This is a genomic window from Pseudodesulfovibrio sp. 7M6 (assembly GCF_050058625.1).
GTDB classification, from domain to species: Bacteria; Desulfobacterota; Desulfovibrionia; order Desulfovibrionales; family Desulfovibrionaceae; genus Pseudodesulfovibrio; species Pseudodesulfovibrio salinus.
In genome coordinates this window covers 1,734,219-1,755,539 of the sequence record NZ_CP188816.1, presented here as the reverse complement: position 1 = coordinate 1,755,539, position 21,321 = coordinate 1,734,219, and the positions used below count along the sequence as shown (strand labels likewise).

The window sequence follows — 21,321 nt, the reverse complement described above, 5'->3', positions numbered from 1 at the left end:
GTTTCTGGAGAATCGCGAGGAGTCGTTGTTTGGCTGTAACTATCTACGGTTCTTGAATTTATCAAGTTTTGCCAGAACCGCTGCTACCGCTTGGAAGAGCTCCTCGGGAATGGACTCCCCGATTTCAACCTGTTTATACAAGGCTCGTGCCAAGGGAGGGTTCTGTTCGATGGGAATATTGTTTTCTTTTGCAATCTCTTTGATGCGTTCCGCCACGCGGTTCATGCCCTTTGCAAGCACTCGCGGCGCAGGGGCTACCATGATGTCATATTGCAGAGCCACGGCGTAGTGGGTGGGGTTGGTGATGATCACGTCCGCCTTGGGAACGCTTTGGAAGATCATCTTGCTCATCATTTCCATCATCTTGCTTTTTTGGCGCTGCTTTACGACAGGATCACCTTCCGCTTGTTTCCGCTCGTCCTTTATCTCGTCCTTGCTCATCTTAATGTTTTCTTCGTAGTCCCAGCGGGAATACCAGAGGTCGGCTATGGCGATGAGCAGCATGGGAATAAGTGCATAGCACGTCATCTTGTAGCCGATGGAAAGAAGATAGGCGATGATGGTTTCCGTATTGGTATGAAAAAGTGGCATGAGGTTGTTCATTTCTTGCCGAATGACAATGTACGGGGCGATGCCGACGGCCAAAGCCTGTAAGACGCTTTTAGCAAGTTTGATCAGAGCCTGAAGGCTGAAGGTTAACTTTTTCAATCCGGCAAGAATGTTGAACAGCTTTCCGAATTTTGGCCGTAGCGGTTTTGTTGTCCAGAGTTTGCCGACTTGCAGCCTCAGGGTGATAAATGCTGTCAAGATCAGGACGAGCATAATCGGCAGGACAAGGATGGCCATTTCTTTCAGACCCCAGACAAACAGCCAATATGCACTGGATTTTGTGATTTCCATGTGCATGGCCTCGGTGAATGTCCAGCGGTAGATTTCGGAAAACTGGTCGCGGTAGAATCCAATGAGAAACCGCAGTGCAAGCACGCCCATGAGGAGAATCATGGCTTTGCTTATTTCTTCTCCCTTGGCGACACTGCCGTCCTCGCGCGTTTTCTTCCGGCGTTTCTCGGTGGCTTTTTCTGTTTTACTTGGGTCGTCTTGTGGCATGGAGCTATCTCCCTATGGAGCCGCCGTTGTGGGGGAAAGAGCCCTGAGGATGCTTGTGGAGAGCCTGCTGAACTCTTGCAGGTAATCTCCCACATACAGTGACATGAGGGTGAAGAGGAAACCAAGGAAGAAGAAGCCAACGGCAATCTTGATGGGAAAGCCGAGAATGAGCACATTCATCTGGGGGGCGGCTCGGGCGATGAGAGCGAGCGCAAGATCAACAAGAAACAACGCGGCCATTACAGGGGCTGCAATGCGAACGGCCAAGGTGAAGATGATGCTGGAATAATCCAGCAGGTGAGTGGCTAGGCGAGGTGAAATCAGCAAATCTCCCGGAGGAACGTACTGAAAGCTCATGCCAAGGGCTTTCAGTAATTGCAGATGCCCATTGAGAACCAGAAACGTCAGCATGGTGCACATATACAGGAAATGCGCTGTAACCGTATTGGTCGTACCGCTTATGGGGTCCATGACGCTGACCATGGCAAATCCCATCTGAAAACCGATGATCTGGCCGCCGAATTGTACTGCTGTAAAGAGCAGACGAACTATAAGCCCCAGGATGAGACCGAGGATCAATTCTCCAATTATCATCAGGATAAGCCCGAGTATGCTGTCGGGCATGAGTGTGCCGGAGAAGGAGAGCTGAGGCCAGACGGCAAGGGAGAGCACTATGCACATCGCTGCCTTGACCTGATTGGGAATGCTTGTGCTCCCGAAAAAAGGCAACATGAAAAGGACGACGCTTACTCGGAAAAACGTCAGTAAAAAACTTAATACTTCCCCTGGGTTGAATCCGAACAGTTCCATTCTTTAACCCACTGCAAGACCTGAGCCAGTCTGCTTGAAAGTTGTCCCGAAGCAATGGTCTCGGAATTTGTTTCGGGGATGAGTTTGAAATAAAACACCCCTCTTGGAAGGCACAACTCCAAGAGGGGTGATTTGGGACATAGGTTGTATCGCTTTAGTTCAAGATGTAGCGTTTGGGGTTGACGGGAACACCATTGAGCCTGACTTCATAGTGAAGATGAGGCCCTGTGCTGCGTCCAGTGTTGCCGACATAACCGATAAGCTCGCCACGCGTGACGACCTGGTCGGGTTTGACCGCAATTCGGTTCAAGTGAGCGAAGCGAGTAGAAAGGCTAGTATTGTGCTTGAGCCGGATGCAAAGACCGTAGGAACTGTCACGCCCGGCAAAGGTTATGACGCCACGTGCCGGAGCATAGACGGGAGTGCCGCGTGGTGCGGAAATGTCTATGCCTTTGTGAAATTCACGTTTGCCGGTAAAAGGCGATGTACGCCAGGCGAATCCGGAAGTGACCCAGCCGGAGGTAGGCCATATGGAGGGTGTTGCCTCCAACATATTCTGATTGCTGCGCAGGGTATGCAGAATTTCCTGCTGGCGGACTTCCTCAAGCCGGGCTTCCACATTCAGCTGTCGGAGAAATTCATGCATCTTTCGGGCAAGGAGTTCCTGGCGGTAGAGAGGAAGGTATCCTTTTGAGAAATTTTCATTGGTGGGCCCGCCTTTCGGGGCAGTGGCCTGGCTGACGTCCTGGTCAAGATTGATCATGACGCGGAGCTTGGAATCAAAGTCACGGATCCTGTCGAGATTTTTTTGGAGGGCAACGATTTTTTGTGTAAGGCTCAGCAGCTGGGATTTTTGCTCCTGAACCGTCTTTTCTGCCCGGTTGAGCCCTTGCTCAATACGGAAATTATGGACGTATTTTTTCCAAAGGACGAAATTACCAGCCGCGAGCCCAGCTACGATGATGAAAAGTGAGGCTATCACCCATCCCCGCATCTGGAATTTACGGCAGGAACCCTGTTTATCCTTAAAGACTACGATGTGGTATTTTCTGAAAAGCATACTCTTTCCAGTTGGTTGCAGTGCCAACTTCTTGTAAGAGGATATGGTCAAATATTTGATAGTCTAGACTTTTTTACTTGTCAAGTCAACCTGTTGGCGGGTGACGGCATTGAAGACATTGTTTTTAATGCGGCGGTCGTTTTTCCATGTCTGTTCCAGCCATTCATGGATTTCGGTTCGCTTGGTGGCTCCGTTGGAAGGGCAGATGTTTGCCCATATGGGGAGTTCCCATTGCTTTGCCGCCTTGATGACCATTTTTTTCTCAAGCAGCATGGTTGGCCGTATAACCTGTAACCTGCCGTCAAAAAAAGATTCATTGGCGGATAGGCCGTCGGCTCGTCCATTCTGGAATATATTCATAAAGAAGGTGACCACATTATCATCCGCATTGTGGCCAAAGGCAAGGTGGCTTAACTTGTAATCACGACAAAGTTCGAAGAGACGCTTGCGGCGCAGCATACTGCAGTAAAAACAGGGGGAATTCCGTCGGTTCTCATCGGTGTGCGCTCGGGGACCGAAGTCCGTCAGTTCCGCATGAAGAGCTATGCCGTTTTCTGCACACCACTCGCTTAGAATGGAGTGGGATGAGGGGGCGAATCCCGGGTTTACATGCAAGGCCATCAACTCGACGGGAAATGGCATTATGGCCTGGCGTATCTTCAGGACCTTGAGCATCAGAAAGCTGTCGACACCACCGGAGACGGCGATTCCTATTCGTGCGCCGGACTCTACCATTCCTGTCCGCTGCATGAGCTTGCCGGTTGCGGTGACACACTGTTTTTGTGCAAAAGTCAGTTTTCCCCATGAGGCCATTTCTGTTACTCCGGTTAGGCGCGTGAGACGTTTTCGATTTTCGGCTGATAGACGATTCTTTCTTGACTTGCAAGTACGATTTTGGCAAATTTATTCGCTTGCGCACAGGACTATACTGCTTTGTCCTGAACCTGAATCCAATCTCTTGGTGCCCCTTCGGAGGGTCGCTTTTTGAAACGCTGCCTATACATATTGACGACAGTCCTTCTCATCTTGGCTGTAGTCGCCATTTATTGGTTTGCCAAGCCTGAAGAAGCCGTGGTCGAGGGAACTCGCTGGTTGTCGCGTCCGTTTGGTAGTGTTGTGTCCATCCATGTTCAGGGCGCTGAGGGAGCATACATGCTCACCCGCAAGAACGGTGAGTGGGAGGCACAGGTGCCCGGCGTCTCTTGGAACGTAAAGGCTCGGGTGATGCCGGACAAGGTTACCGCTTTCCTCACTCGCCTTGAGGAACTCGCTCCCCAGAGGGCCATTGGCGGATTTGATCGGGGCGGGCTGGAGCAATATGGGCTTGATGATCCGACCCTCAAAATCATAGTCACCTTCGGCGAGAAAGATAAGAATACGCTGGTCGTCAAATTGAAAGTCAACGAGGCTGGCGAAGTCTATGGCTGGAATTCGGACAGTCAGGCCCTGGTTTATGAATTCAACCGGGATATCCTGAAACAGTTTGGACCTCCGGCTCGTTATTTTCTGGATACTCGAGTCTTTCAGTTTGATGAAAAGACGGTGAATAAAGTCCAGCTGCTGCAGCCGTTTGGCTCAAGCTGGTTGGTGGAGAAACGCAAGGAAGGTTTTTTCTTTACACTCCCCGGTTATCTCAAGGACAAGCCCGCCTCTGATTCGGAACTCAAGCTGTACATCCACTCCCTGGCTTTGCTGCGGGCCAATCGCCTGCTTCTTGAGCCTGTGGATGCGGAAACCAAGATTCCCGCGTTGACCATAAAAATTTGGTCGGGCAAATCAGAGCAGCCTGCAGCCGTGGAATTCTTTACGGTCAAGGAAGACCCGGCCATCTATTTCGGAAAGTCTTCCTGGCTGACGGTTCCTTTTGTTTTGGATGCCCAGAGTGTTGCACAATTGGTAAAGAGTGCCTTTGATGTGCAGGGACGAACCGTCATCAAACTGGATATAGGTACCGTAGCTCATTTTATTGTCCGCAACGGCACGACCGAATACAGGCTGGAGCGAAGCGCAACAGGGTGGCGTGTGGCAGGGGAGAAAAAAGACATCCCCGGCATTGACATGTCACTTTGGCGATTTACAGAATTACAGTTCGAGGCATTGCCTCTCAACACCCTGCCGAAGTCGGCCATTCCGCTTTTGTACTGCCGGTTGGAGAATGAAGCAGGGAACCAGTTGACCGAATTGACGTTCTACGCTGATCCGCGTTTGCCGCAGGGCCAGTGCTGGATGAAAAACGGCGGAGGGATGTATTATCCCGTTTCCAGCCGACTCGTTAAGGATTTGCAAGGAATGTTTCCTGTTCAGGTGTCCGAATCCGCTCCCGCAGTGGTCGGACAATAGGATATATAACAGCCCCCAAGGAGAAAACCCATGGCACGGATTACCGTTGAGGATTGCCTGGAAAAGGTCAGCAATCGTTTCCTCATTACCCAGATGGGTATCAAGCGCATCAAACAGTACCGCGAGGGCTACCCGCCGCTGGTGGAGAGCAGAAACAAGGAAGTTGTGAACGCCCTGCGTGAAATCGCAGCCGGAAAGATCTATCCCGACCATGACGGCCCGGATGTCCATATGGATCTCAGCGAGACGGGAATCTCAGACAGTTAATCTATCATGGCCAAACGCGATTATTATGAAGTCCTGGGCGTTTCGAAATCCGTCAGTCAGGACGAGATCAAATCTGCCTATCGGAAATTGGCATTCAAGTTTCATCCGGACAGGAATCCGGATGATCCCGAAGCCGAGAACAAGTTCAAAGAGGCTGCCGAGGCTTATGAAATCCTCGGCAATGAGGAAAAACGTCAGACTTATGATCGGTTCGGCCATGAAGGTGTGAACGGTCAGGGCTTTTCCGGCTTCTCGAACAATGAAGATATCTTTGGTGCCTTCAGCGACATTTTCGGAGAGGTTTTTGGATTTTCTTCGGCTGGTCGTGGTGGTGCCAACAGACCTCGCCCCGGTGCCGACCTTCGCTACAATCTGGAAATATCCTTCCGGGAAGCGGCAAAGGGCGCCGAGGTCAATATAACCATACCCGTGGAGCAGCCTTGTGAGGCCTGTAACGGGTCCGGTGCCGCTCCGGGAGCATCTCCTGAGACTTGCCCTCAATGTGGCGGCAGTGGGACCATACAGCAGGCGCAGGGCTTTTTCCGTATTTCCGTTACCTGCCCCCATTGCCGAGGTGCCGGACGGATCATTTCCGATCCTTGTCCCGAGTGCATGGGCAGGACCACCGTCATCAAGGATAAGGACCTCAAGGTCCGCATTCCTGCTGGAGTCGACAACAATTCCAGGCTGCGGTTGCGGGGCGAAGGTGAAGCCGGCGTTAATGGTGGCCCCCCGGGTGATCTTTATGTGGTCATTCGCGTTGCTCCGGATGATGTCTTTGAACGTCAGGGACAAAATCTGATCATCGGTCGCGAGATTTCCTTTGTGCAGGCAACATTGGGGCACCGGCTGGAAGTGCCGACCCTGGGTGAGCCTGTTAATCTGGATATTCCCAAGGGAACTCAGAGTGGGGAGGTCTTTCGGCTGCGTGGCATAGGCCTGCCGCATCTCGGTTCCACGCACAAGGGTGACCTGCTGGTGGAAGTGACGGTCAAGACCCCGACGCGTCTGAGCAAGCGCCAGGAAGCTCTTCTCAAGGAGTTTGAGGAGATCGAGGCCAAGAAGTTGACCACCAAGGCCAAGGACTTCTTCAAGAAGGCCAAGGATAAGGTGATGGGAGAATAGCATGACCGGATTTTCGCATATGGATCAGGACGGCAACGCGCGTATGGTGGATGTTTCGGCCAAGGGCGATACTGCCCGTACGGCTATCGTACGTGGTGTTGTCAGGTTGGCCCCGGAAACCATGGACCTGCTCAAGCGTGATGCCCTGCCCAAGGGAGACGTGTTGACAACGGCCAAGATTGCCGGAATCCAGGCTGCCAAGAGAACGTCCGACCTGATTCCCATGTGCCATCCGCTGCCCATCAGCTATGTGGACATTCGGTTCACCGTGGTGGATGAGACCAACTGCATCGAGTTGGAGTGCGAAGTCCGTACATCCTATAAGACCGGTGTGGAGATGGAAGCCTTGATCGGCGTCCAGGTAGCTGCCGCCACTATTTATGATATGTGCAAGGCCGTTCAGAAGGATATTGTAATCGACCGTTGTCGTCTTGTGTACAAGAGCGGCGGCAAGAGCGGTACTTTTCAGGCTGAATAGCTGTATCGAAGAACATTAAAAAAGCCACCTCCCAAAAGGGCGGTGGCTTTTTTTCGTTCTTAAAAGGCGTCTTACCAGACGGTTCGCATCTGCACACCGGCGTTCTGCATGTATTGCTTGAGCTGCGGAATGGTGTATTCGCCATAGTGGACTATGGAGGCGATGAGAGCCGCTGTGGCTCTGCCTTCCGTGACAGCATCCACCATATGCTGCGGGGTGCCTGCGCCACCGGAAGCGATGACCGGGATTGTGACGGCCTCTGCGACCATGCGAGTCAGTTCAAGGTCATAACCATCCTTGGTGCCGTCGGCATCAATGGAGTTCAGACAGATTTCGCCCGCTCCCAGAGCTTCGCCTGTTTTGGCCCACTCGATGGCGTCCATTCCCATGTACTTGCGGCCGCCATGGATGACGACCTCGAATCCTGAGGGAATGACTTCGGATTTCTCGACACGCTTTACATCCATCCCCAGCACGACGCACTGGGCTCCAAAGCGGGCAGCTCCTTCGCTGATGATGTCGGGGTGCTTGACCGCGCCGGAGTTGACGGAGACCTTTTCGGCACCGGCCATGAGCACATCGCGCATGTCGTCCACCGAATTGATGCCGCCGCCTACCGAGAAGGGGATGAATATCTGTGAGGCGACCTTCTCCACAACGTCCAGGAAGATGCCTCTGCCTTCGCTAGAGGCGGTGATATCGTAGAATACGATTTCATCAGCGCCTTCTTCATAGTAACGGCGGGCGGTCTCGACGGGGTCACCTATATCGATGTTGCCTTTGAATTTGACACCTTTGGTCAATTTGCCGTTGCGTACGTCAAGGCATGGGATGACGCGTTTACTGAGCATCGGCCACCTCCAGGCAGTAGTCGTAGAAGTTGCGGAGGAGCTGAAGGCCGGGACGGCCGCTTTTCTCCGGGTGGAACTGCACGGCCCAGAGTCCCTCATGGCCGTGCATGGAACAGAAATTTATGCCATAGCGGGTGGTGGCAATGACAAATTCTTCCTTGGGGGCAGGGTAGTAGCTGTGGACAAAGTAAAAATTAGCGTCCGGAGCAATGTCCTTAAACAGCCTGCATTCCTTTTTGAGTTCCACCTGGTTCCAGCCCATGTGGGGCACACGAATGGGAATGTCTTCATAGTCAACCCAGGAAGGGTTGAACAGTCTGCATTCGCCGGGAATGACTTTCAGTGCTTTGGTGTCGTTTTCTTCGCTGTAGTCCAGCAGAATCTGGCAGCCGACGCAGATGCCGAGTACCGGTTTTTCCTTGGCAATGAGGTCCTTGATTACATCATCAAGACCAGCGGAATGGAGTTCGTCCATTGCCTGGCCTGCGGCGCCCACGCCTGGGAAAATGATACCGGCAGCTCGATCCAGTTTTCCCGGGTCGTTGGTGATTTCATTGGGGATACCGAGATGTTCCAGTGCTCTGTGGACACTGGTCTGGTTTCCCGCCTTGTAGTCGAATATGGCGAGCATGCGTCCCTCCGCTCAGCTATTGAGTTTATACAGCGACTAGTAAAATTCGATGGGGAAAACAAGGGGTTTTTTAATATTGGCAAAATTGTACATGAATCAAAAAGTATCACAATATTGATAAATTTATTGAGCGGAAATGAATGGAACTCAGTGAGCCATCGAGGGCGAGACCATACTGTACGCCATTGGCACGGCAATTGATTAGTCAATCAAAAAAAACAAGGAGATATTCATGTTGATCGAGCTGCTGTCGATGACACTGTGGATGCTGGCCGGGGCACTTGTTGCCGTAATTTTTCTATGCAACGTAGAATGGGTGCCTATAGCGGTTCGGCGCATGGCTCGTGAGAACCGGTGGAGATCCAGGAAGCCGGAACAGATGGGATTCTGGCTTTAGACTAGCGGGCGAAAATCCGTAGTATCAAATCGCCTGTGACGGGGCCGAGTTTTCGCCCCAGCCCACGGAGCCGGATGGGACGGCCAACAACGAAATCTTTGGGCAGGGTGACTTCTACTGTTTTAGGGCCATTGCTGAATTTCTGGTCCACGGTAATGCGGATTTTCCGTCCAGGCATAAGCTGGATGGCGGGGAAATAGACTATCTGCTCATGGTCCATCTGACCTTTGAGCCATGACTTGGCAGACCCGATCAGCCCTTTTTTGCCGAAGTCGAATTTCAAGGTTCGGTCACCCCAGTGAAGCTTGAGGCGACGGCGTTTCACCTCAAGCGGTCCTGAATAACCGGGCTTTTCCTTCCTGATTTTACTGTAGATGTCCTCAAAAACTTTTCGGGCAAAGGGGTCGTTCAAAATATCCTTGAGGACCTCTTCTTCCTTGTAATACATGCTCTGGTGGCGTGAACGTGCGGATTGTTGCGGCCCTGTACCGGATTTGGCGCGTTTTTTCTGCTGACGGGCGTATGCTTTGGCTCCTTCCCGCTGGCTTGCCCTGGCCTTAGCCTGAGTGGCGTCTTCGTTTTTACTTTGCCCGGCTGGACCATTGCCGTTTTCCAGCAATTCCCTGGCAATGACATAAGCCTCGTTAATTTCACGAAACTTGGCCGCAGCCGTTGGGGCGCTGTTCAGGTCCGGGTGATATTTGAAGGCCAGGCGGCGAAAGGCCGTCTTTACCTGAGCCGATCCGGCTCCGTCGGGCAGTTGAAGAATTCGAAGGCATTCCTGTAGCGTCATGAGGTACCTGGCTTTTGGCGGACCGTCCCGAAATCAATCGTCCGCGAGCAGCGCATTGGGCGCTGTATCGGGATCATAGCGCAAAAGGTCTTCCTCTCGCAAATATTGCTTTCCCTGGCGGACAAATTCCGCATGTCCCACTTCGGGGTTTACGCCCGGACAGTACTCCTGAATCATCTCCCAGCTCGTTTCGTCCACCAAGTTACCTCTGAAGAAGGGCCATGCGCGGCAGATATCCGGCCTGCCGGGATGGACGGAGCACCCTTTGGAAAAGAATACGCAGTACCCATCATCCCCACAGATGAGATGGAGCTTGCCGCCGCGTTCCTGTGTATACTTTTCCACCAGTTTCGAAACGGGGATGCCCAGGTGCTCGGCGAGCCGCTTCCTGTCTTTCTCCGTCATGACGATGCCGCCTTCACCCTGGCAGCAGTGTCCACACATTTTGCAGGAAAAAGCTTCAGCGGTCATTGGCCAACTCCCAGACGATGCGCCTCAACCATAAGGCAGCGGTCTTCAATTACCATGACACCAGCCTCTTCAAGCGGGATTCGGGCTTCGGGACTGGTGATGCCGGTCTGCATCCAGAAGCAGCGTGGGAGCGTGGAGAGTGCCAAAACTTCCTCCGCATGGCCGGGGCAGAACTGTGCGTTGCGGAACACGTCGACCAAATCTATCGGGACAGGGACGTCGGCAATTGTTTTATAGGTCTCAAGCCCCCACACTCCGGTACGAACAGGGTGTATGGGGATGATATTGTATCCCATGGCAATGAGGGCGCGGCCCACACCGTCCACCGGACGTCCCGGCTTATCCACTGCGCCGATGACGGCAATGGTCTTGACCTCATTGAGCAGGGCGGCTAGCTCTTTGTCATTATATAGCATGTATGCGTTCCTTTCTGGTTGGAGAACGTCCTTTTACAGGAATCTCCTTCCATTGCCTAGTCGTAAGTCGTCATGGAGTATCTGATGTTTGAACAGAATCAGCCCGTTTCTTCCGAGGAATTGCAGCGCCGTCAGGATGCCGTGCGTTTTCATTTGCAGACCATCGCCCCTGGAGCCGGAGGTATCCTGGTCTTCTCGCGGCTCAACATTTATTACCTCACCGGTACAGCGGGGCAGGGCGTACTCTGGCTCCCCTTGTCCGGCGAGCCCGTCCTTATGATTCGCAAGGGGGTGAACCGCGCTCGGCTAGAGGCCGGAGTCAGGCATATTGTCTCATTCAAGTCCTACTCCCAACTCTCCGGTATTTGTTCCGATGCAGGATCGCCCCTGACGCCGACGGTGGCTGTGGTCATGTCGGGGCTCACCTGGCAACTCGGCATGATGCTGGAAGCCAAGCTCAAGGATCACAAGCTGGTTTCCGGGGATCACGCCATTGCCCTGGCCCGTATGGTCAAATCCGAGTTCGAGCTGGAAATATTGCGCCGCTGCGGGGCGCGCCATCACAAGTGCCTGCATGATATCATTCCCCGAATGATCCGTCCCGGTATGACCGAGCGGGAGATAGCCCACAAGTGCTGGGAAAGCTTTTTTGCGGAAGGGCATATGGGCATCCTGCGAATGCAGGCGCATGATGAGGAAGCTTTTCTCGGCCACGTCTCGGCCGGTAACTCAGGGAATTATCCAAGCAGTTTCAATGGCCCTTTGGGGTTGCGTGGCGAGCATCCGGCTTCGGCCGTGATGGGCAGTGCGCAAAAGGTTTGGGAACCGGGCGAACCGCTTATGCTCGACATAGGGTTTCAGCTGGAGGGATACCAGACCGACAAGACCCAGGCCTATTTTGCGGGTTCGGAATCTTCCATCCCGGATAACGTGCGCCGCGCTCATGATTTTTGCATCGAGTTGCAGGCCTGGATGATGGAACATGGCAAGCCGGGGGCAACTCCAGCCGAATTATATGAGCATTGCCTGGCTGAGGCGGAACGGAAGGGCTTTTCCGAAGGATTCATGGGATTGGATGAAAATCAGGTTCCCTTTGTCGGGCACGGCATCGGCCTGACCGTGGATGAATTCCCGCCCTTGGCAAAGGGGTTTGATCTGCCGTTGCAGAAAGGCATGGTCTTGGCCCTGGAACCCAAGCAGTCCATCCGCGATGTGGCCATGGTCGGCGTTGAGAACACCTTTGAAGTCACCGATAACGGCCTGCGCTCCATCTCAGGAGATTCCTACGCGATGATTCCCATTGACGGGTAGCCTACTCTGCCAACCCTTCACATTTCAAAATTCTGAAAGAAAAACGCGAGCGCTCTATCATGAACGCTCGCGTTTTAATTTTTATCAAGGCAACTTTTTAGGTGTACGCTGCTTCGAAAATGGCAATGACATCTTTCTTGTTCATTTTGATCGGGGTGACATCGAAGAGGGCGCCCATGGTTGAAAGTGCATTTTCCGCCAAATCCGGGATTTCTTCACGTGTGACGCCATAGTCGGACAGCTTTTCATCGCCCAGCCCGGCATTTTCGATCAGTGCGTCCAGTGCATCAAGAAAGGCGACGCCTTCCACTTCTTCCTCTATGTCCTCGGCCAGGGTGTCCCCCATGGCCAGGGCCAGGTCGGTCAGCCTGTCTTCACCGCATGCGGCCAGGAATCCGAAATACGCTTTGGAAATAAGCACCAGTCCGGCCCCGTGGGGCAAATCCGGATGAAATGCGGAGAGCGCATGTTCCAAGGAGTGCTGCGAAATGCAGGAAGAGTAGGTCTCGCACAGTCCGGCTGCGGTTGATGCCCAGGCCAGAACCGTCCGGGCCTCCAGATTGTCGCCATCGGCAACGGCCTGGGGCAGGGTGTGGGCTATGAGATGGACGGCTTCCAGGGCGAGCGCATCGCTGGCAGGCTGGCGGCAGGTGGCGAGGTAGGCCTCCGCTGCATGGAAGAACGCGTCCATGCCGGTGTAGGCCGTCTGTTTTGCGGGGACGGAAAGCATCAGCCGGGGGTCTACAATGGAAAGAGCGGGAAAGGTCGAGTCGTTGCCCCAGCCCACTTTCTCGGAGGAGCCGGACTTTGTGACGACCGTCCAGGGATCGGCTTCTGTGCCTGTTCCCGCGGTTGTCGGGATTGCTACCACGGGGAGAGCCTCCTTCTCGGGCATCTGTCCGCCGCCGCTCCCGGAGAGCATGTAGTCCCAGTATTTGCCTGTATTGGCGGCCATCAAGGCAATGGATTTGGCTGAATCTATGGTGGAACCGCCGCCCAGGCCGACAATGAATTTCACGTCGTTCTCGCGGCAGATGGCCGCCCCTTCATCTATCGTGTCGGATTCCGGATTGGGGCGAATTTTGTCGAAGACAATGGTCTGCACATCCTGTTTTGCCAGGAGGCCCTGCACACGGGACAGGTATCCGAGTTTGACCATGGTGCCGGACTCGCCGATGACGATCATGGCCTTGCTTCCTCTTGGCAGGTGCGGTGTTTCGCCGAGTTTTGCAAGCGAGTCGGGGCCGAAGATGATGCGGGTCGGCATGTAGTATTGAAAATCGAGCATGGAGCCTCCTAGATGGTGTGGGGGATTAATCCCACGATTTCAAGATGGTTTCAAGCTGCGACTCGGTAAACAAGTCCCGCAGCACCAACGGCGAAGTATGCTTTGGCCCTGGCGTGAACATTGCCGCCGTGGGTATGGAAGCGCTACCGAGGGCGCGAAGCAATGATTCGCCTTCCACATTGCGGTCTGTCAGGTCGACCTTGATGAAGGTCACGCCATATTTTTCGCGCCAGCGGGCCACATTCTCCGGTGTCAGCACCGTGGCCTCCAACGCTTTGCAGGTCGGGCACCAGTCGGCGGTGAAATCGAGGAAAAGTTTCTTTTTCCCTAGTAGTTGGCTAAAGGTTGCCGGTTCAAACCGCTCCCAGTTGGTGTTCGGAACGGTTGTTGGGGCTGTCCAGGCCAGCAATGCCGCGAGAAGCAGCAGCGTAGCCACTCGGAAGGTCCAGGCCGTTCTGGCACGGGCCGTGCGGGTGCGCAGCCAGATCCATCCGCCGAAGAGCATCCCCCAAAGCGGGGCAAGGTAGCGGAGTGCGGCCTCGCCCAGTGCAATGGCAGCCAGATAAAAGGCCGTGCCGATCAGGAAAAAGGCCACTCCCTTTTCCACGTACTCTATCCATGGGCCGGACTTTGGAAGAAAACGCGCCAGACTGGGGCGAAGGATGAGCAGCAGGTAGGGCAGGGACATACCCAGACCGATGGCGATGAAAACCGTGGCAGTGATTACTGGACCCTGGATGAGTGCCCAGCTGAGAACGCCGCCGAGGAACGGTCCGCTGCATGGGGTAGCCAGCAGCGTTGTAAGGCAACCTGTAAAGAAAGCTTGGATTTTGGGATTGTTTGTATGGGTTCCAAACTTCAGATCAATGACCGGCAGGTGGAACAGACCGAAAAGGCTCAGGGCCAAGGCAAGGATGACTCCCGCAGCCGTCAGCACGAGCCATTGTTGCTGGAAGAGCGCTCCCCAAGCCTGTCCGGTCCCACCGAGGACTATGCCCAGGAAGAGAAAGAAGGCCAATACGCCAAGAACAAAAAAGATGTTGTGTTCCCGGAAGTTGCGAATCCGCTCCTTTTCATCTTCGGCAGCGGCATTGAGCAATGCGGAAAGCTTGAGGCTAACGACCGGGAGTACACAGGGCATGATGTTGAGAATCAGGCCTGCCAGCAATCCCATGAGCACTGCCGAGAGGAGCCCGGATACTTCAAGTCCGGGGCGAAGATATTGCGGGGTGAATTCCCATGGCGTCGGAGCTTTTTCTTGCTGTATTTCAGGAGACGCCTGTGCTGCAGGTTTCGGGATTTGGTGAGATGAGACCTGGGCCAGGGTTTTGTATACGTCCCACCACGCTTGATCCTTTGCCTCGGGCAGTGCGGCAATGCCGGCCCCGGGGGCTTCGAAGGTGAGCGCGCGTCTGGCCGGTACACATTTGGTAGGGTGGCACAGCAGCAGGTCCAGTTCCAGATGAACCGGGAAAGAGGCCTGAGTGGCATCAGGAATAAAAGCAAAGATACGAGTCCCGCTTTTATAAGTATTTACGGTGATTGTTGGGTCGAAGGGTTCCTTTTTACTGATCCCTGCCGGGTAAAATGCGACCAGCGGGCTTTTGTCCGCAGTTATTCCGGTGAGCCTGGTCGGCTTGCCCATGCCTCCAGGCTTGTCGGAGTAAGTATACCAATCCTTCTCGACGTTAAGAGCGACGGTCAAAATGACACCGTTATCGGTTCGGAATGCCTCCATAGGGGTTTTCAGAACGGAATCTGCCAGTGAGCCCCCATAGGCGATGGTTGAAAGGGAAAAAAGAATAACCGAGAAAACCAAGGTGGTTGCTATGTTTTTGCGGCTCATGGAATCCTGTCTAAAAAAAAGTGAGACAATTTAAATTTTTCATGTTGACAAAAGGATGGGGTCTCTATAGAACCTCTTTCGTCGCTGCGGGAACGCACGGCACCCCGAGTGGGTCACTAGCTCAATTGGCAGAGCAGCGGACTCTTAATCCGGAGGTTCAAGGTTCGATTCCTTGGTGACCCACCACTCGAAATATCAAGGCCCGGCTTCAAGCCGGGCTTTTTTTTATGGTTTTGGTTGCTATAAGGCATGTGTTTCTCCTCCTTTCTTTCTATCTGTCAGAGGGGTGAGAGGCAAGCCCTGTGCAACCTTGCACATATAATGAAAGGACCGGAAGCTTCCGGTCCTTTGCGTTGCAACGTATCAGCCTCCGAACCAACCAGGGGCGATGACCTCAAGCGCCTTGGTATAATGAACGCGCAGGTCCTCCAGCTTGCCTCCGATGACCTTTTCCTGTTCGCCGAGACTGGCGGGGCAGGTATCCATCATCTGGGCGGCGATGGCGTCCAGTTCCTTTACGGTCGATTTGATCCTCGTGATGGTCTCGCCAAGGCTGGCTGCATTGTCCGAGGCCAGAATGTCATAAAGTCGGGCCTTCCACGTGTTCATTTCCATTTCCAGGCCCTTGCAGTAGTGAGCCACGGCTTCGGCCTTGCCTGCGGTGGTCGGGCAGCCGTCGATTCCCATACAACTGGGGCAAGGGCCCGGGTAGTCCATGTTCGGCATAGTTTCATCTCCTGGCTAAAGGTTGCTACTGCCATAACCTTTATCAGAACAACGGGCACAGGCCATTACACTCGTGTTATAAATTTTACTGGATCAATAAAAAGGCGTCCGCAGATGACTGCGGACGCCTTTAATTTTCAGTTACAGACGCTGTTACTTATTTTCCTCGCACGGGCCGTCGGCCAGATGCTTGAGGTTCTCGAAGCGACGGTTGAAGTCCGTTTCGATTTTTGCCCGGTACTCCTTGGAGAACTCGGGGTAGAGCCTTTCAAGCATGGCATAGCGGTTTTCACCGGAGAGGAACTCCTGCAAGGTGCCGTCGGGAGCCTTGGACTCCAGAACGAACGGGTTCTTGCCTTCGTCCGCCAGCAGGGGGTTGTAGCGGTAAAGCGGCCAGTAGCCGGAATCCACGGCCAGCTTTTCCTCGTACTGTGTCTTGCCCATGCCCTTTTTGATACCCTGGTTGATGCAGGGGGCGTAAGCAATGATCAGCGACGGGCCGGGGTAGGCCTCGGCCTCCTTGAGGGCCTTGAGGAACTGGTTCTTGTTTGCACCCATGGCGACGGAAGCGACGTAGACGTAGCCGTAGGTCATGGCCATGCGGCCCAGGTCCTTCTTCTCCGTGGCCTTGCCCGAAGCGGCGAACTTGGCAATGGAGCCCAGCGGTGTCGCCTTGGAGGACTGCCCGCCGGTGTTGGAGTAGACTTCGGTGTCAAGCACCAGGACATTGATATCTTTGCCGGAGGCCAGGACGTGGTCCAGTCCGCCGTAGCCGATATCATAGGCCCAGCCGTCACCGCCGAAGACCCAGACGGACGGCTTGGTGTACAGGTCGGCCATGTCCAGGATCGGCTTAAGCGCCTTTTTGCGCGTGCCCTTCAGGGCATCCTTGAGCTTTTCGCCGGCGGCCTTGGACTCGACGGGATCATTCATGTTCTTGACCCAGGCGTTGAGCTTGGTCTTGAGGGCGCCTGTTTCCTCCTTGGCAGCTGCGGTTGCCAGTTCGGCAAGATGTTTGCGCCGCTGGTCCACAGCCATTTCGATACCAAAGCCGAATTCGGCGGCGTCCTCGAACAGGGAGTTACCCCAGGCCGGGCCGTGGCCGTCGCTGTTGACGCAGTACGGCGTGGTGGGGGCGGAAGCGCCCCAGATGGAGGAGCAGCCTGTTGCATTGGCCACGATCATGCGTTCGCCGAAGAGTTGGGTGATGACCTTGACGTAAGGGGTCTCGCCACAACCCGCGCAGGCACCGGAGAACTCCATGAGCGACTTGCGGAACTGGCTGCCCTTGACTGTCTCGCGGGCCATGGCATCCTTGTAGGTGACCTTTTCCGAGAAGTCGAAGTTCGCAACCTGCGGATCGGTCTGGGTGGCGATGGGTTTCATGACCAGCGCCTTTTCCTTGGCCGGACAGATGTCGGCGCAGTTGCCGCAACCCTGGCAGTCCAAGGTGTTGACCTGGAGGCGGAACTGCATGCCGTCCATGTCCTTGCCGACAGGATTCAGCGTTTCAAAGGAAGCTGGAGCACCCTTGAGTTCTGCCTCGGTTGCCAGCACCGGACGCAGGGCGGAGTGGGGGCAGACAAAGGCGCACTGGTTGCACTGAATACAATTGTCCTTGATCCATTCGGGCACCAGGATGGCCACGCCGCGTTTCTCATACTGGGACGTTGCTACAGGCATGGTGCCATCGTGCGAGAAGGCAGAGACAGGAACCATGTCGCCTTTCTGGGCGAGAACCGGGCGCATGACGTCCTTGACGTAGGCGGAGCCAGCACCAGCCTTTTCGGCCGGAACCTTGAGTTCCTTCCATGCCTCGGGCACCGCGATCTCAACGATGGCGTCAACAGCGTTGTCGACAGCGGCGTTGTTCATGTTGACGATCTTGTCGCCCTTCTTGCCGTAGGCCTTCTTGATACCGTCCTTGAGCAGTTCAACGGCTTTCTTGAAGGGAATGACGTTGGCCAGTTTGAAGAAGGCGGTCTGCATGACCATGTTGATGCGGCCGCCCAGCCCGACTTCGCCAGCGATCTTGACCGCGTCGACGGTGTAGAACTTGAGGTTCTTTTCGACGATGGTCTTGCGCATGGCAGCGGGCAGCTTTTTGTCCATCTCGTCGGCGGACCATGCGCAGTTGAGGACAAAGGTGCCGCCGTCCTTGATGCCGTCCAGGACGTCATAGAGATTGACGTAGCTGGGGTTGTGGCAGGCGATATAATCAGCGTCGCGAATCAGATAGGTCGACTGGATGGGCTTTTTGCCGAAGCGCAGGTGGGAGATGGTGATACCGCCCGACTTCTTGGAATCATAGGCAAAGTATCCCTGGGCATACATATTGGTATTGTCGCCGATGATTTTGATGGCCTGCTTGTTTGCGCCCACGGTGCCGTCGGAACCAAGCCCCCAGAACTTGCACTGCACGGTGCCGTCGGGCGTGGTGTCCACACAGTCGCAATCGGGGAGCGAAGTGTTGGTCACGTCATCGGTGATACCCACGGTGAATCCGTGCTTGGGCCGGGCCAAAGACTCGAAAACAGCCACGGCCTGGGACGGAGTGAAGTCCTTGGACCCCAGGCCGTAGCGGCCGCCAACGATAACCGGGGCATTGGCCTTGCCTGCGTATGCTGCGCAGATGTCGAGGTAGAGCGGTTCGCCCTGAGCACCGGGTTCCTTGGTCCTGTCGAGGACGGCAATTTTCTTGACGGTTTTGGGTATGGCCCGCAGCAGGTGCTTGACGGAGAAGGGACGATACAGGCGGACCTTGATCAGGCCGACCTTCTTGCCCTTGCCATTCAGGTAGTTGACGGTCTCTTCAATCGTTTCACAGGCGCTGCCCATGGCGATGATGATGCGGTCCGCCTTGGGATCACCGACGTAATCGAAGAGCTTGTAGCGGCGGCCGGTGATTTTGCCCACTTCTTTCATGGCGTTGGTCACGATGTCCGGAATGGCATCGTAATACGCGTTGGCCGCTTCACGGCCCTGGAAGTAGATGTCGGGATTCTGGGCTGTGCCGCGCACATTCGGATGCTCGAAGTTCATGGCCTTCTGGCGGAACTCGGCAACCTTCTTTTCATTCAGCAGCGGTTTCATGTCCTCGTAATCGATGACGGCAATCTTCTGGATTTCATGAGAAGTGCGGAAGCCGTCAAAGATGGAGATGACGGGTACCGAGGATTCGATTGCGGCGATATGAGCCACCAGGGAAAGATCCATAACCTCCTGGACGGAGTTGGAGAAGAGCATGGTGAAACCGGTCTGGCGACAGGCCATGACGTCCTGATGGTCGCCGAAGATGGACAAGGCATGTCCGGCAACGGCGCGAGCGGAGACGTGGAATACACCTGGCAGCAGTTCCCCTGCGATTTTGTACATGTTCGGGATCATGAGCAGGAGGCCCTGGGAGGCGGTGAAAGTGGTCGTCAGTGCACCACCTGCGAGGGACCCGTGAACCGCACCCGCGGCACCGGCTTCGGACTGAAGCTGTCGTATCTGGACAGTCTGTCCGAAAATGTTTTTGCGTCCCTGCGCGGCCCACTCCTCGGCAATTTCACCCATGGGGCTGGAGGGAGTGATGGGATAGATGGCAGCCGTCTCCGACATGGCGTAAGCCACGTGAGCGGCGGCGGTGTTGCCGTCCATAGTTTTCATTTTCTTGGCCATTTCGTTAACTCCAAGTTTTGGTATTGGACCTGCATTCACCGAAGGATTCCAGCCTGCGGCGTCCGGGGGACCACCCTCGGTAGTCACTGATTCCCGGCAACAAAAAACGATTCCGGCAAAAGCGCACCTTCACCGGCCGTGTCTATATTTAATGTAATTTGTGGCTCGTTCCGCATTAGAGGTCAACCCCTATGCGCTCCGTTACCCGACAAATCCATGCCACTCACCGATTCCCTCATAACGCAAGGAAGGCACCTGATAATGATGCCCTGATATGAAACGGCCCGGACCTCGTGGAGGTCCGGGCACGCTATCAGTTTATTTTTCGACAGGATAACCGGCTCTCGTCCAGGCTAGATAGCCCCCGGCAAGGGCTCGAACATCCCAATAGCCGTTTTGTTGCAGGTAGGAAGCTGCGATATTCGAGCGATAGCCCGAGGCGCAATAAATCAAGTGCTTGCCATCCTCGGGAAGGTCGAATTCTCCGGCCAGAATTTTATTGAGCGGAATCTTTACGGCACCGGGGATGACTCCCTGTTCCGTTTCGCCTGGGGTGCGAACGTCGATGATGGACAGTTCTTTCCCGTTGTCCATGCAATTTTTAATTTCCTGCCCGGAATCTATGGTCAGGCGATTAACCGGCCGTCCGCTGTATACCCACGCCTGTATGCCACCCATGAGGTAGCCGTAGATGTTGTCGTACCCGATGCGGTGAAGCTCTGTCCGCATCCGCTCATAATCCTCGCGGTTTTCAACTACCAACAGAAGGTTTGCATCGGGAGAGACCACCATGCCTACCCAGTTGGCAAGACCTGGATCAAAGCCAATGTTGAGAGAGCCGGGAATGTGGTATCCAGCATAAGCTGCTGCATTTCGCACATCGAGGACAATGTCACCTTCGAGCATCCTCTGTTCAAAACGCTCAGGTTCCATGGCCAGATCCATCGGGCATCGCTCCAGCAGGGGGGCGCCGTTGGTGTTGGTGCTGATGATATGGGTAAAGCTCTTGGGGCGTTCCGGGAAATTCCCGGTCATGACTTCGTGGAATTTTTCAAAGGAGTCGAAGCCGAGCATGGCGTTGTGCCTGCGTTCGAAACCAAGTGTAGAACTGGGCTTGGAGCTCATACCGCGCCCGCACAACGAGCCTGCGCCGTGTGCCGGAAAGACCTCCAGATCATCCGGATATTGAGCAAGTTTGACGTATAGCGAGTTGTACAGGTTGGCGACCTGTTCCTCCAGCTTGGCATCGCCCACCAAGTCTGGGCGGCCGATGTCGTTGACGAACAGGACGTCGCCCGTGAGAATCATCCAGGGTTCCTGCCCCCGTGTGAAGTCCGTTACCAGCAATGAAAGGGCGTCCGGAGTATGGCCGGGAGTATGAAGCACCTCCAGCCCGGCATTGCCCACAATCAGTTTCTGTCCCTCCTTGAGAGGGGTGAATTGGTAAGTAACGGGCGAAGTTTCATACAACATGATGTCGCAGCCCGTTCGGGATCTCAGCTCCTGGCCGCCCGATATATGGTCTGCATGAACGTGCGTGTCGATGACATGGGTAATCTTCATCCCCTCTTCGCGTGAGATATCAAGATAGTCCTGAACATCCCGTTTGGGATCGACGACGACCATTTCATGGGCGGCTGGGCAGCCTATGACATAGGAAAAACATCCCAGTCCGGGTGTTGGAATTTGTTTGAAATACATAATTCTTCTCCTGTGCAGTTTTGGATAGAATATATGTAAT

20 protein-coding genes, 1 tRNA gene and 1 pseudogene are annotated in these 21,321 nt (G+C 54.5%); 7 read left to right on the top strand and 15 right to left on the bottom strand.

The annotated features are described in order from the left end of the window. Nucleotides 1-39: 39 nt before the first annotated feature. From flhB to ACI0FG_RS08330, 4 genes are all read right to left on the bottom strand, one after another. Nucleotides 40-1,107: a flagellar biosynthesis protein FlhB gene (gene flhB / locus ACI0FG_RS08345; RefSeq protein ID WP_419788077.1), complete on the bottom strand. Its 1,068-nt coding sequence runs from the start codon at nt 1,105-1,107 to the stop codon at nt 40-42. Between the two features lie 12 nt (nt 1,108-1,119). Next, nucleotides 1,120-1,917 carry a flagellar biosynthetic protein FliR gene (fliR, locus tag ACI0FG_RS08340; protein ID WP_419788076.1) on the bottom strand — a complete coding sequence of 266 codons (798 nt, stop codon included), beginning with the start codon at nt 1,915-1,917 and terminating at the stop codon, nt 1,120-1,122. A 154-nt stretch (nt 1,918-2,071) separates the two neighbouring features. Beyond that, complete coding sequence (locus ACI0FG_RS08335) at nt 2,072-2,977, bottom strand: peptidoglycan DD-metalloendopeptidase family protein (RefSeq protein WP_419788075.1); 906 nt, start codon at nt 2,975-2,977, stop codon at nt 2,072-2,074. A 63-nt stretch (nt 2,978-3,040) separates the two neighbouring features. Then, the gene (locus tag ACI0FG_RS08330) at nt 3,041-3,790 is read right to left on the bottom strand and encodes a tRNA lysidine(34) synthetase (RefSeq protein ID WP_419788074.1); all 750 of its coding nucleotides are present in this window, start codon (nt 3,788-3,790) and stop codon (nt 3,041-3,043) included. A 171-nt stretch (nt 3,791-3,961) separates the two neighbouring features. On the opposite strand from ACI0FG_RS08330, the gene ACI0FG_RS08325 reads away from it, so the two are divergent. The 4 genes from ACI0FG_RS08325 to moaC are packed head-to-tail and all read left to right on the top strand — an operon-like array spanning nt 3,962 to nt 7,187. Then, a complete protein-coding gene (locus tag ACI0FG_RS08325; RefSeq protein ID WP_419788073.1) occupies nt 3,962-5,317 on the top strand; it encodes a DUF4340 domain-containing protein in 1,356 nt (451 codons plus the stop codon). A gap of 30 nt (nt 5,318-5,347) precedes the next feature. Further along, a complete protein-coding gene (rpoZ, locus tag ACI0FG_RS08320; RefSeq protein WP_419788072.1) occupies nt 5,348-5,584 on the top strand; it encodes a DNA-directed RNA polymerase subunit omega in 237 nt (78 codons plus the stop codon). 6 nt (nt 5,585-5,590) lie between these two features. Then, nucleotides 5,591-6,709 carry a molecular chaperone DnaJ gene (dnaJ, locus tag ACI0FG_RS08315; protein ID WP_419788071.1) on the top strand — a complete coding sequence of 373 codons (1,119 nt, stop codon included), beginning with the start codon at nt 5,591-5,593 and terminating at the stop codon, nt 6,707-6,709. 1 nt (nt 6,710) lies between these two features. Continuing rightward, nucleotides 6,711-7,187 carry a cyclic pyranopterin monophosphate synthase MoaC gene (gene moaC / locus ACI0FG_RS08310; protein WP_419788070.1) on the top strand — a complete coding sequence of 159 codons (477 nt, stop codon included), beginning with the start codon at nt 6,711-6,713 and terminating at the stop codon, nt 7,185-7,187. Nucleotides 7,188-7,258: 71 nt separating this feature from the next. Here the strand turns inward: moaC and hisF are convergent, their stop codons facing one another. Then, complete coding sequence (gene hisF / locus ACI0FG_RS08305) at nt 7,259-8,038, bottom strand: imidazole glycerol phosphate synthase subunit HisF (protein WP_419788069.1); 780 nt, start codon at nt 8,036-8,038, stop codon at nt 7,259-7,261. Then, nucleotides 8,028-8,669: an imidazole glycerol phosphate synthase subunit HisH gene (hisH, locus tag ACI0FG_RS08300; protein WP_419788068.1), complete on the bottom strand. Its 642-nt coding sequence runs from the start codon at nt 8,667-8,669 to the stop codon at nt 8,028-8,030. Before hisH ends, hisF begins: the two co-directional genes overlap by 11 nt. A 232-nt stretch (nt 8,670-8,901) precedes the next feature. Between hisH and ACI0FG_RS08295 the strand changes: the two genes are divergently transcribed. After that, on the top strand, nt 8,902-9,066 hold the full coding sequence (locus ACI0FG_RS08295; protein ID WP_419788067.1) for a hypothetical protein: 165 nt from the start codon (nt 8,902-8,904) through the stop codon (nt 9,064-9,066). Nucleotide 9,067: 1 nt separating this feature from the next. On the opposite strand, the gene ACI0FG_RS08290 is transcribed toward ACI0FG_RS08295, so the two are convergent. The 4 genes and pseudogenes from ACI0FG_RS08290 to ACI0FG_RS08275 all read right to left on the bottom strand — a co-directional run bounded on the left by ACI0FG_RS08290 (nt 9,068) and on the right by ACI0FG_RS08275 (nt 10,746). Next, entirely contained in the window at nt 9,068-9,685 is a 618-nt protein-coding gene (locus ACI0FG_RS08290) for a molecular chaperone DnaJ (RefSeq protein ID WP_419788422.1), read from the bottom strand. Nucleotides 9,686-9,709: 24 nt separating this feature from the next. Beyond that, a pseudogene (locus tag ACI0FG_RS08285) lies at nt 9,710-9,859 on the bottom strand (DnaJ domain-containing protein); the annotation flags it as partial. 33 nt (nt 9,860-9,892) lie between these two features. After that, nucleotides 9,893-10,330 (bottom strand): YkgJ family cysteine cluster protein, encoded by a 438-nt coding sequence (locus ACI0FG_RS08280; protein ID WP_419788066.1) that lies wholly within the window; start codon nt 10,328-10,330, stop codon nt 9,893-9,895. Then, the gene (locus ACI0FG_RS08275) at nt 10,327-10,746 is read right to left on the bottom strand and encodes a CoA-binding protein (protein ID WP_419788065.1); all 420 of its coding nucleotides are present in this window, start codon (nt 10,744-10,746) and stop codon (nt 10,327-10,329) included. Before ACI0FG_RS08275 ends, ACI0FG_RS08280 begins: the two co-directional genes overlap by 4 nt. 84 nt (nt 10,747-10,830) lie before the next feature. Here ACI0FG_RS08275 and ACI0FG_RS08270 point away from each other — a divergent pair, with 84 nt between their 5' ends. Next, complete coding sequence (locus ACI0FG_RS08270) at nt 10,831-12,057, top strand: M24 family metallopeptidase (RefSeq protein ID WP_419788064.1); 1,227 nt, start codon at nt 10,831-10,833, stop codon at nt 12,055-12,057. A gap of 97 nt (nt 12,058-12,154) precedes the next feature. Here ACI0FG_RS08270 and ACI0FG_RS08265 read toward each other — a convergent pair whose 3' ends face one another. Both ACI0FG_RS08265 and ACI0FG_RS08260 read right to left on the bottom strand, forming a co-directional pair. Further along, entirely contained in the window at nt 12,155-13,345 is a 1,191-nt protein-coding gene (locus ACI0FG_RS08265; RefSeq protein ID WP_419788063.1) for an iron-containing alcohol dehydrogenase, read from the bottom strand. A gap of 25 nt (nt 13,346-13,370) precedes the next feature. Then, complete coding sequence (locus ACI0FG_RS08260; RefSeq protein WP_419788062.1) at nt 13,371-15,191, bottom strand: protein-disulfide reductase DsbD family protein; 1,821 nt, start codon at nt 15,189-15,191, stop codon at nt 13,371-13,373. A 110-nt stretch (nt 15,192-15,301) separates the two neighbouring features. Here ACI0FG_RS08260 and ACI0FG_RS08255 point away from each other — a divergent pair. Beyond that, nucleotides 15,302-15,377, top strand: a tRNA-Lys gene (locus ACI0FG_RS08255). A 177-nt stretch (nt 15,378-15,554) separates the two neighbouring features. Here the strand turns inward: ACI0FG_RS08255 and ACI0FG_RS08250 are convergent. From ACI0FG_RS08250 to ACI0FG_RS08240, 3 genes are all read right to left on the bottom strand, one after another. After that, nucleotides 15,555-15,917 (bottom strand): hypothetical protein, encoded by a 363-nt coding sequence (locus ACI0FG_RS08250; protein WP_419788061.1) that lies wholly within the window; start codon nt 15,915-15,917, stop codon nt 15,555-15,557. Between the two features lie 153 nt (nt 15,918-16,070). After that, nucleotides 16,071-19,580, bottom strand: a complete 3,510-nt coding sequence (gene nifJ, locus ACI0FG_RS08245) for a pyruvate:ferredoxin (flavodoxin) oxidoreductase (protein ID WP_419788060.1) — start codon at nt 19,578-19,580, stop codon at nt 16,071-16,073. A 318-nt stretch (nt 19,581-19,898) separates the two neighbouring features. Then, entirely contained in the window at nt 19,899-21,281 is a 1,383-nt protein-coding gene (locus tag ACI0FG_RS08240; RefSeq protein ID WP_419788059.1) for an MBL fold metallo-hydrolase, read from the bottom strand. Between the last annotated feature and the right edge of the window lie 40 nt (nt 21,282-21,321).